The sequence below is a fragment of the Limnovirga soli genome (genome assembly GCF_013106755.1).
In the GTDB taxonomy this organism is placed as follows: Bacteria; Bacteroidota; Bacteroidia; order Chitinophagales; family Chitinophagaceae; genus Limnovirga; species Limnovirga soli.
The window spans coordinates 14,907-27,136 of the sequence record NZ_WHPF01000017.1 but is presented as its reverse complement, the minus strand read 5'-3'; the positions used below and the strand labels follow the sequence as shown (position 1 = coordinate 27,136).

Below are 12,230 nucleotides of genomic sequence, written 5' to 3'. Positions count from 1 at the left end.
GATCTGCGGTTTGGTACAAAAATATCTCCCGTCTTTCTTATCCAGTCGTTGTTGGTGCCAACAGCGTAAAGATGATTAGCTACTAAGTAATTATCCTTCATTAACCGTTTGCTCCCATTTGCCATGCCCCTCGTTCCATATCTGTATCATGCGTTCAGAAAATATGCGAAGGCTTTCTTCTGCTGAAATATTATAATACCTGCCTGCCTGTTGATTGAATAAAAATTTCTCCGCCTGCAGTTGTTGCCCGGTTGTTCTTGAATTGATCCAGATCCTTTGTGCACTGGAAGCGCCGAGAAAAGCAACGGCAACTGTTGCCGCCGCACTTACAACGGGTAATATCCATTGCGGAAAATTGGTTGGGTAAATAACCTGCAATGATGAAACGATGGTGGTAAATGCCGCCAACACAATGCTGCTGTATTTATAGAAATGGAAATTTGTTTTGGCCCTATCGGCTTTTGAATCAAAATGATTGAGCAGCCTGTTAAATTCTGCATTAACAAGCATCGTTTTTTCATCCTGGGTCAGCGCAGTATTCAATAAGTAAACACTTGTTGGTTTTTTATCTGGCATTTATCTTTTATTTTAATATTCGGTTCTTGCATATTACCTATTCTACAATGGCACAAGATGCCAACCTATATTTCATTTGCCTCGCTCTTGCGCCAGTTTGGGAATTGATTTCCTTTTCCTATTTCAACTTTTATTAATCCTGTTAATCCTCTTATTCCAAAAATCCTGATTCCGACAATAGCAGCATCATCGGTAAAATATTTCCAGAGGGAGAGTTTGGCTTCGGTTTGTGTGGTATCATTTGGCATTTTTCTGGTTTTATTGTTTGTGTAAATAGTTGTAGTTTTCATTGTGGACACAAGCGGACCTTGCCCCAATTGGGAGTACATTTGAACACATTGATAAGCATTACTGTTTCCATGAATAAGGAGAATAATTGGGGTCATCCTCATTCTTAAAAGTATTATTATAACTTTTCTCGGGATTCATTCCTTCAAACATTCGCTTTTCAATATCTGTCAAATGTTCCTCCACATAATAATCAGTTATAGTAGACGCAGCTTTGTAACCATCACCTACTATTCCAACTGGATTTACTTCAACATTAACAGAGCCTCCTACACCAACTACCAATTGAAATTTTAGTTTGATTCCTTTTTTCGCGCTAAAGTCTGTAGCAAATGAGCCTTTAAGCCCAGTTTCAAATGAACCCGAAAGTTTTAAATTCTCTACTCCAATGGATGATTGTAGGCTTGCTGCTGTAAATCCAACTGATGCTCCTAAATCTATTGCATCAGGTGATATTTTTAATCCAGATGTAAAACTAACTGAAAGCGCTTGAAACCTTAAATCAAAGTGATCAGTATCAATAATTGATTGATCAATAATTGAACGTCTATAATTAAATAACTCTAATTCCATTCCTGTTTTTTTTTCGCTTTTGAAATATTCACCAGGTTTCTTGCTATCATATATTAAAGATCTCCATTCTGGTCTAATTCGAAAACGAAATCCACTTCGCCAACCATCACGGCCTGCTATTGATATATTTTGGTTTTGGGTTACTTCTAAATCTGATTGTGTTAAATTATTTAAAGTAGATTTAAGGCCTAAGTCAGTAGAAACAGATATATCTGATGATTTAAATTGATCAGTAGCCGTTTGATCAGAAGCTTTTGATTTGCGTCTGAAAACTGATGCTACGGGGGCGGAAGCTTCTTCAGGCTCAATACTATATCCTTCGTAGGTTTCCGATGAATTATACCGTGGTTCAGGATCAACTGAAGCTCTGCTTTGTCTTGGTCTATCAATTGAATAGGTTTGCCCAATCTCATCATCATGCACAATAACTGATTCGTCTTCCGTTCCGGAAGTATCACAAGAAATTAATACTCTATTCTGAACATATCGGAAGCTATTCAATCCTCCGCCAATCCCAATAGGGTCCGCACTCAACCAACGCCCCAGCCAATTCAAATAATACCTGGCAATATGGTAAGCCATACCGCTTTCTTCATCCCTTTCCATTCCGGTATAGCGGTAACGTTTGGCCGCTGCTTTAATATCACTGTTGGTAGCGCTAAAACTAGTAGTGCCATAAGGGTGGTATTCTTCGTAAGAGATGGTAACGGCGTTTTCATTTAATTCTAAAGAAGAGGAGCCAAGGTGGTTGCCATAAATAAAACGTATCACTTGTTGCTCTTCAAAATCATCTGTAATCACTGGTGTTTCCACCATAGCAATCCTGCTTTTATCATCCATCAAATGCAGGGTGTCTGTTTGCTTTACTGTATCACCTGCACTATTTTTTATTCTAAATACTTCCACTGCACCCAAATACAAACGTTCTTCTTTCAAACCATTTTTTTCAATTACTTTTCTTATTCTTTGTCCGCCTCCGTCATATACATAAAAGGCTTTGCCGCCGCCGCCCAAATCAATTTGTTCCAACTGGTCTTTGTAATTCCATACCATGCCCATCAAATGCGGCAGGTTCAGCATATTGCCCTGTATGTCGTGTGTGTAACGGGTTGTGGTATCGGCAATTTGTGTTTGCAGCAGTTGGTTGTTTTTTATAGTGGTGGCATCAATGCTTAGTTCATTGCGGTGGGCATCGTTGTTATTGTACCAATATTTTCTGGTGTAGTCTCCGTCTTTAGCTCTATGTTGCATTTTTAGAATATTACCTACAGCATCGTACAAATATTGCTGGGTGTATTTTCGTAGTGCATTTACATTAGTTGGAGAAGTTTCCAGTTGAAAAGGAAAATTTCTGTTGTTGTCGCGGTTGTTTTCGTTTACTTTATTTTGACCTATATGCTCTCTGCCACTGGCATATACTAACTGGTAAATGGCATCATACTCATAATTATTTTCTGGTTTTATTTCCTGCCCGTTGTAAAAAACAGTTGGTTGTGCATTATCTTTTATAAAACTAATATTGCCAACCGGGTCGTATGTATAGCGCAGGTCTTGTAAAATATTTGTGCCATTGTTGCTTGTAGTTAGCAAGCGCAACAGGCGGAAGGTTTTGTTATCGTAGGTATATCTGGTAAGGGAATTGTTGCCATAGTAAATAGTTTCTCTTTGCCCCTTGGCATCGTAATATATATTGGTAACAAAAACGGTTGCGTCAACATTGCCTCTTAAATGTGCGTTCATACCATCCAAAACCCCGGCTTCATTATAAACAGGCAGCATCACAGATGCAGGTATAACTTCTGTATGTGGTGTGCGTATTTGTAAAGGCCTGTTCAGCGCATCAAATTCACCGGAGGAAATAAATATTTCATCCTCCATTTCAATGACTGCAATAGTTGTCCAATCGGGAATTGTTTTGTAATCTTTACATAACTGCCTGGAGCTTTCTAAAGGGTTTCCTTTAAAATCAAGTTTTCTAACTCTTGTAATTCCGGCACTGTCGTATTGAACAGGAGATGAGCCAATGAAATTTAAGTTTTGTTGCGCTAATAATTCCGCAGGGTTTAAATCTTTTGTGTCAATATATTCCTGTCTTCCTGTAATTATGGTATTGCCTTCATTGATCAGCAAGGAAGTCAGCGGTCTGTGCAGTTCATCATAAGTAGTTGCAAACTCATGTCCCTTTGCATCCCAGGCATATACAGGCTTGCCCATGCAGTCGTTCAGCATCCATTTTTCGCCTGCATCCATACTGTTTTGATACAACATGTTTCCCAGCATGTCATATTTATAAGCCATTACCGTATTGCCCGCGGCATCAATTACTTTTCGCAGGTTACTTTCCATATCCAGTACTGCAAGGCTGGTATAAAATTCTTCTATGATTGTATTGCTGCCAAAGTCCTTTCTCTTGTTATGTGCAATAGTACTGCATGGCCTGCCAAATGTATCCAGGTGAATGGTTGCCGGTGTGTTGAAATGCAATGCTGCTTTTTGTGCCGCATCTTTTTCTTTAACCGAATCTTTCAAAACATCATCTATTAAATTATTTATCCGGTCAGTGTACCATTTGCTTTCCATCACAGTATCATTGGCATCATAGGTCAACTGCTTCCAACTGTCAAATTCCACTTTGGAAAAAGTATTATCCGGCATTTCGGTTTTGATCAATCGTCCCGCCGCATCGTAATACATGATGGGTGTTACCCCTGTTTCCACGAGTTCTTTAACATCTTCATACCCGTTTGTTACCGAAAAATAGGGTTCGTATTGTTTTACCGGGTTGCCTTTATTATTCAGGATAGTTCTACCATTGCCGACCCAGCGGAGCTGTACTGGATTACTTGTTGAAGTATCAACGTTTTCAACTGTTACAATATCATCTGGTTGAATAGTTACTTTTTTTGCTACGCCAGGTTCTGCCTGCACTTTTTTCATCAACACTTGCCCAAGCCCGTTTGAATATTCAAAACCAAGCTGCAGTTTACTCTCAGGATTTAATGCTGCTTCATCTTTTCTAAAGTGTGTTTCTCTCACAATGGAAGAAACAACAGCAGGTTTGCCTGTGTTTTGGTACACCTCAAAATCGTACACAAAACGGGCAGAGGCATGCTGCAATAATTGTTTTGCTTTTTGGTGCAGGGTTACTGAATCATCAATGCCATTACCTAACTCAGGCACATTAAAAAATTCTTGAATCAAATCTTTTTCAGTCTGTTCAGTAAATTCAGTTAATCCGTCCAAATCATCGGCTTGATCTCCTTTTCCAAAAACAGCCATGGCTTTTACTAAACCCAATTCATCTGCAATGGTTTCTGAAATATTGTTGTTGGCATCCCTCATCCGCTGAGGCGAAAGGGTACGAAAATTAAAGACATCAACAGTAACTTTATTTTCAAGCGCATCTTCTGTTTGTTCTGCAAATAGAAAATAATTGCTATAGTATCTTACTTTGGTAGTGGAGCCAAAAGGATCGGTATATGAAAGCGGCAGATAAAAACGGTTTTGTGCATCTGCAGCTGTTTCAGTGTCCTGTATAAATTGTGTAGTACCTGAACGTATCCACCAATTATTATCGCCTTCGCTATGAATGAATTTACTTTCAGTTAGAAGACCATCATTTACTTTATCACCATAAATATCTGTAAGCAATTCAGGTGTAAACGCCAACTGAAAACTTTCGTAAGGCATTGCCAGCGATTGTAATTGGTGCAATGGCAAAATATTTACCAAGTCATTATTGCGGTAATTAATGCGAACCTGTTCAATCAATCTTTTTTGGGGAATGCCATCTGTTGGTTCTGTGTTTACCTGTTGATAGGGAACTTCATTTGCGAGATCGAGAATATTTTCAAAATCATTCATTGAGTAAAATGAACCTGTTTTACCCACACCTTTTAATTCAAATGTTTTTGTTGCAGCAGGCAAACGCAAACGATAAGCTTCCTCATTTACTACATCATTTGTAAACTCGTTTTGCGTATAACTGATAATTGTTTTAGCTTGTTCCTGTTGCACAGCTTCAGGCATTGATACATCTGCAATAAGCCTTGGATATACTATTGCTGCTGATTCCAATACATTGCCATATTCATCCAATTTAATATTCAGGCTATGTGCAATTCTTGGATCTTCAGTATTTCTTTCATAGCTATAACTAATGGCCTCACTTTCTTTTACTGTAAAAACAGCGAACTTGTTTTTGCCTTTGGGTTGCAACAATTCAATTAAACAATTATGTGTAGAAACAGTATAAGGAGTAAGTTCTTTTTTTCTTGCCTCATCGGTATTACCAAATTTAATGGCATCCCTGGCAAACACTTCAGAGCGTAGCCCCATTCCCTTGCAGGCTCTTAGTGCTTCCCGCCATTCCTGGGCAGAAAGATGGCTAATTATTGTTGGGTCTATCCCTGATGCGGCAACCAATCTTGCATCGGGTAGGGCAACTTCATGGTGGGTTACAACAAAACCTTGCCTTTGCATTTCTTCATACCAATAATCTTTGGCAAACTGATTGAGTATTTTATCTTTATGCAAAAAAGCTCCTGTATGGTTCCATGTTTTAGAAACAACAGGTTCTTGATGTAAAGTAGCATCGGTAATATTTGTTGCGCCACTCTTTTGCCAATGCTCAAATATTTCCGCATCTATTTGTTCCACCATGCCAAACCCTCTGAACTCTTTTTCTGCATGATCGAAATAGCCATGATGGTATTTGTATTCACTCACAAATTTGTAGCCCGATATTTTATCTTCTGTTGTAGTTTTTGAAATACAATGAACAGGGAAATGCAATTTTGTAACCCATGGTTTTCCTGCTAATTTATCTTCTATATAAAATTTTGTTGAAGCTGTGTATTCAAAGTAAGTCTCCTTACCCAAATTATTTTTATAAGAAACCATGATATGGGGCTTCTTACTTTTCATGAGGTCAATGTATTTGATAGAGGCAGTTGCATCTTTTTGCAAGGCAGAAGACCATACGATACAAGCCACACCATTACCCAATAAATCGGCAACCGTAACCATTGCTTCACTGTCAATGGCCGGAAATGAATTTATTTCAAATACTTCCCCGCTGAAACTGTTGCCGCTCAGATTCATCCAGCAGGTGAATTTGTTTTTGCCGAGGTAAATAATATCTGTTGTACCTGAGCCATCAATATCTGCCAGCCTGATGTACGATGGATTAAAAGTATCAGGATGATCAAAGATGGGAGCATTGTTCATTGCCACTTTTGCACCAAATTTTCCATATCCAAGATTGGGCCAGTAGCATACTTCACCATTGCGGATGCGTACAATATCTGTCATTCCTCCAGCGCTCATATCAGCCAGAAAAACAGTTTGCTTTAGGTCAGCAAAAACAACATGCGGTCCTTTTTCCTCATCAAAAGGCTTAACTGTTTTTTGAACAGTCTCGTAACCATTTTTGCCTGATGAAGGGTACCATGAAAAAACATGGTCTTCTGAAATTAAAATATCCGGTTTGCCATCACCATTTAAATCAAGCATTCTTGTATTGGAATCACCTAAATTAATATTCGGCAGATTTTTAAAATATTGAAATGGCTGCCATTCATTATCCTCATCCAGTTCAAAATACCCTTTGGGTTCATTTGCAAAATTCACCAGTTGTTTACCACCATCGGCATTCAAATCAGCCCACTGCAACTGGCTGCCCAGACCGGCAAACGTAGGTTTGGGTGTAACCAATTTTGCCCGTTCAAATTTTCCACCACCCAGGTTATGTTTATAATACCAACCGTTGGCTTGCTCCGTAAGCATACCAGATAAACCCTCGTTAAATAAATCTGTAAACTGGTACCCAGCGCCATCAAGCCCTGATGGTGCATGGATCAATTCTTCTGCTGCAATTGTGTTTACTTCACTGTTCCATTCATGCTTTTGATATTGAAATTCAACAGCAGGAAAGTTTTTGCTGCTATAGGTGCCATCTTCTTTTTTGATATACCCAAAAGAAGTAACTGATTTTAAAAATGTAAAATCTTTTTGGGTGGCTGTATCATATTCTAAATTAACCGACCTTACCAGCCCATCATATTCACCAGTTCCATTAAAATGATGCAACAACAAAACCCTTTTGCAAAGCCTTGTTGTCCTTATTTCAAAACCGGCTTTGTAATCGGAGAAAGCATCGGTACGAAAATCCCAGTATTTGAATGTATCAACTGCATCACCAGTTTGCAATGTACCATAATCAAACACAGTTTCAAACAGGTAATCTGCTGTTCCCGGAAAATCATCTTCAATTTTTTTATACGGTGTTTTATTGCCGTATAAAATTTTATCAGGGTAAATATTTGTGTAAGTGAGTCGACCGTTTTGAAAACGGTTTTTATGATGCAGCAGAGACTTGTCAAAACCAATTTCATCTTCGCTTTTGTAAATGTATTGGCAGCAATTTCCTTTATCATCAAATACAAATTCAGGCAACCATTCAAATATTTTTTTATTATCAGCAGGGTTAGCCACCACAGCATTGTTGGTCCAACCAAAAAGGCTGGTAACATTATCCCTGGTAATAATGCGCCATTTAATTATCCCGGTTAGCTTTTCTGTCCATCGTTCTATCCTTGCAAAAAGCCCCTCAATACGTGGCCTGTAAAAGCGTATACTGTGCAATCCATCTGCAGCAGTTTTTTCATTAATGACATAATCCCCGTTTCCATCTATTGAAAAACTGCCATCAGTTTCTTTTTTAAATTCCGGCACCAGGTCCTCTGCTTCTGAAAAAAGAAAAGTATCTGAATCAATGCTATCAAAATATTGAGGTAATCCTTTATCGGTTTTTCTTTTGATAGAAGGCAAACTAATATTCCAGCCTAAACCAAAAATGCTGTTTCCTGCACCTGAATTATAAGAAAGCGAAAGTGAAGGCGAAGCACCTCTTGCAGGAGAAAAGGGGAGTGGAATAGAAAAGGAGGCGGTACCGTTTACTGCATTTACAGAAAATTTTTCATCAATACCTTTTATTGCACCGCCGCCTTTGGGCAAAGAAATGGAGGGTACATCAATTGCATTTGATTTGGTTTTTCCTCCATCAGTTTTTAGGAATTGAGAATTTCCTGATGTAGAATCGCCCATTGCGGAGTCTGATGACCCGCTGACAGAGTTAGCCTGCATATTATAATTTGTGTGAAATTATTTTGGTAGCAAAAAATAAATTCCTGGTAAACGGATTAATAAAATAAATATAATATTAATTTTTAAGATATGCAATTTCCTTTTTTGTACTTATTAACATAGGTAGTATTATCCAGTTTTAAAGATTATTCGGATATTGCGGCTTTCAACCTCCCCCCAAAAAGTCTTTTCACCTCCATCTTTGCCAGGTAATAATTATTCATCACCTGCATTTGGGTAACATTGGATACAACAGGAATGTCTTTGTATTTGCTCAATTACTCATTCAGTTTATCAGCACCATTAAAAATCTCTGCATGAAACATCTTAAGCTAAATTTTCTCATCCGACTTATCAGCGCCTAAGTCAACATGTTCACCCGAAGAAAGAACCCTAATTCTGGACGGAGTAAGGCGTTGTCCAATTGCTTGGTCATAAATGTAAAAGGAAGTTAGATGACTATAGATATATTCGATATAATCCTTCTTACAGGCATTATATTAGGAGTACTATTTAGCTTGATAATGTAATAAAAATGAGTCGTTCTTTATGAAAAATTATACGCAAGGGCTAATTTTTCCTATATTTCAGGTATAGCTTTGAAGCTAAAAAGCATTAAAAAATCTTAGTGAATTATTCGGTAAGTAATTTTTACAACTCTTTAAAATTACCGATTTTTTAGGGGGGGGGGTATTGGAGGGTTCGATTCCCCTCAGCTACACTGAAAGGGAATGGTGTTTTACCATTCCCTTTCATTTATTCCATCCGGAACTATTTGCATTTTTTAAAAGTATCAAATTTGAATTTCTATACAATTCTCAATCAAATTTGAGTTAATAGGGCCTTACTTCCTATTTGATAAGTAGAAGTTGATTACTATTAAGACCAAAAAATAGACACTTGCGTTTTTGTTGTCTTTTATAGAAAAGCCTTTCACATAATTAATAATAGTTTGATTGGTAAATGCATTTAAAAATTCAAATTGGGTTGCGATCTTTATTCCCATTTTAATTCTGCAGTTATTTTATTGTTGAAAAATTTTGGGTTCATTGCTGAAGTACAGATTTTCCTTTCCCTCAAAAATGTTTTTCAATCACATTTATTGATTCATCGGGCAGAAAAGTTATCTATAAGCGGTTAAGAGCAAATAAGGTTTGCCCAATATTATTCATTGTATTTGTCATTATCTTTACGATGAAAAATAAGGCTAATTTTCAATTATTTTTAAAGCCGAAGAAAGACATTAGTGATTTTGATGGTTGTAATATTTTTAATTGGCCAGTCTATATTTTCTGAACATTAAGCCGAAACTATTTATACATGACAATTATAATTATTCTACTGGGTTTTGCTTTTGGTTTCTTTTTGCAATATTCAAAAGTAAACACCTTCAATACCATTTCAAAAATGGCTATACTAGAAGACTTTACTGTGGTAAAAACAATTGCTACAGCTATAGGTATTGGCGCCATTTTGCTAAGCATTGAAATAAGTTTTGGACTTGCCAGTTATCACATTAAGCCTTTTATTGTTGGAGGTATTGTTGTTGGTGGTTTTGTTTTTGGTGTTGGGATGTCGATTTTAGGGTACTGTCCGGGTACAATGCCGGTATCATTAGGACAGGGATCTATTGATGCCCTAGCAGGAATGCTGGGTGGTTTTGTTGCATCTTTTGCATTTACAGTTTTAAACCCTTATTTACAAAATCTGCTTGGACCTGATTTAGGAAAATTGTCGCTGATATTTAATATGGATCAAACTTCTGCATTGCACTTTCTTTTTGTGTTTCTAATTGGCACCTTATTTATAGCCATTTCATTCTGGCTTAATAAGGTTGAAAAGAAGAAAGATTTTAAATGGTTTTATTCTGCATTGGGTATCTCTGTAGTAGCTAGTATTATTTTTGCAGTATCAGACAGGGGTTTAGGTGCTTCAACTTTTTATCCTTACATCGCCGACATAATAACTGGCACTACAGATAATGACTATTTTATAAAGCACGTAGAAAAATCAGGATCTTATGAGATGATTTTTTTAATGGGTGCCTTTCTCTCCGGACTTATCTTTTCGCTGATAAAAAAGGAATTCAAATTAAAGATTGTACATGAAAATTGGGCGAGATTTAAAGGTAATTCGAACATTAAGCGACTTATTTGGGCCTTTATCGGAGGTTTTATTTTACTCTTTGGTGCCAGACTAGCAAGTGGTTGCACTAGCGGGCACATAATTTCAGGAGGCATGCAACTGGCGGTGAGTAGCTTGGTTTTTGCTGTTTTTGTTTTTGCTGGTTTCTTACTTACAGGAAAGTTGTTTTACAAAAAATAACACTTTTAATAAAAGGGAAGAAAAACTGTAAAACGGTAATGCGCCTACACAAGTTGCCTCAATTTATTAAATAATACAAAAACAAGATTCCAAATTAAAACAATGTTCTATCTGAAAAAATGAATGCAGCTAAAACAGTATTAATATGTATGTAGCTTTATTTATTGCCAGGAGTGTTTTTGAAAGTATTGGTATTTTCAAATAAATTCAGGTAGTGTGAGAAATGTATAACACAAATATTAATTGCAAATAATTATAGGCGATGCAATTACGACTTGAATTAATTAAAGCACTTTAAATAAATCATTAAAGCAACTGCTTAAAGTGGTATTTTAAGTGTAAACATTGCACCCATTTAAATTCAATTTAGATACATCTTTCTATTTTTCATAACCCTATTTTAAACACAGTTATATCCAAATCAGGGTTGAATTTAAGTTTACCATTTAGGAACTATATTTTCAAAATTGTATGCGGGCATTTTTATTAGAGGCCGGCATAACGGCTTTTCAGTAAATTTTTCATAAACAGGTTCACCTCCCATTGATCGGCAATGGGTTGGCGGGTAAAGGGCAATAATGCCTGATAAGGTGGCGCACCAAACTCGGGGGTAATGGTAAAAATTTCGGCCCCCTGTTTTTGCTTTATGTTAATTAAAGTATCCCACCAATGCAAGTGAATATCCAATGCTTCTTTTTGTTCTGGTGCCCGAGGGTCTATTACCTGTGCGCTTTGGGTATGACCCACTCTGGCATGCAAATGATCGGTATGTTGCATGGCCAGTGCTACTGCTGCTGACTGATCATGCAAAAAAGTTTCTGCCACATTGCACCAGTGCGATATATCGAGTGTGATACGAATATGTGGGTATTGCATTAAATACTGCTGTGTAATATGGGCGGCAAAGCTCCACTTACCGCGATGTGTTTCGTGTACTATAGGTATTCCCGTTTCCGTTGCAATTTCGCCGGCAGTATTTATTAATGCCATATTCTGCAATACAGAAAAATAATCCTTACCCGTTTGAGAATTTATAAACAGGGGCTTTAGCAAAGCCAGGTGCTGCATATATTGCTGGAATGTATTTTTATGCAGGTCAAAATCTGGCGCTACAGTTTGCCAGTGCTGGGCTATAAGCAATAAATTATGTTTACGTAATCCATCCTGCAGCAATTGTATATCCTGGCTGGTGGCATCTAAGGCTATACTCATTTCCACCCCGTCATATCCATCGGCTTTGGCACGGGCAAAAAACTCGTCTAATGGCAAATGGGCATAGCCCCATTGCGGACAAAAAAATAATAATTTCATACGATGTGTTT

Annotated in this window: 5 protein-coding genes; 1 reads left to right on the top strand and 4 read right to left on the bottom strand. The window is 37.4% G+C overall.

Annotated elements, in window-relative coordinates:
- Positions 1-90 precede the first annotated feature (90 nt).
- From GD597_RS19460 to GD597_RS19450, 3 genes are all read right to left on the bottom strand, one after another.
- Positions 91-576 carry a DUF4231 domain-containing protein gene (locus GD597_RS19460; protein ID WP_171609584.1) on the bottom strand — a complete coding sequence of 162 codons (486 nt, stop codon included), beginning with the start codon at positions 574-576 and terminating at the stop codon, positions 91-93.
- 65 nt (positions 577-641) lie between these two features.
- Positions 642-824: a hypothetical protein gene (locus tag GD597_RS19455; protein ID WP_171609583.1), complete on the bottom strand. Its 183-nt coding sequence runs from the start codon at positions 822-824 to the stop codon at positions 642-644.
- 100 nt (positions 825-924) lie between these two features.
- On the bottom strand, positions 925-8,583 hold the full coding sequence (locus tag GD597_RS19450) for a SpvB/TcaC N-terminal domain-containing protein (protein WP_216368635.1): 7,659 nt from the start codon (positions 8,581-8,583) through the stop codon (positions 925-927).
- A gap of 1,320 nt (positions 8,584-9,903) precedes the next feature.
- Between GD597_RS19450 and GD597_RS19445 the strand changes: the two genes are divergently transcribed.
- Complete coding sequence (locus GD597_RS19445; RefSeq protein ID WP_171609582.1) at positions 9,904-10,908, top strand: YeeE/YedE thiosulfate transporter family protein; 1,005 nt, start codon at positions 9,904-9,906, stop codon at positions 10,906-10,908.
- Between the two features lie 486 nt (positions 10,909-11,394).
- Here GD597_RS19445 and GD597_RS19440 read toward each other — a convergent pair whose 3' ends face one another.
- A complete protein-coding gene (locus GD597_RS19440) occupies positions 11,395-12,219 on the bottom strand; it encodes a sugar phosphate isomerase/epimerase family protein (RefSeq protein ID WP_171609581.1) in 825 nt (274 codons plus the stop codon).
- Between the last annotated feature and the right edge of the window lie 11 nt (positions 12,220-12,230).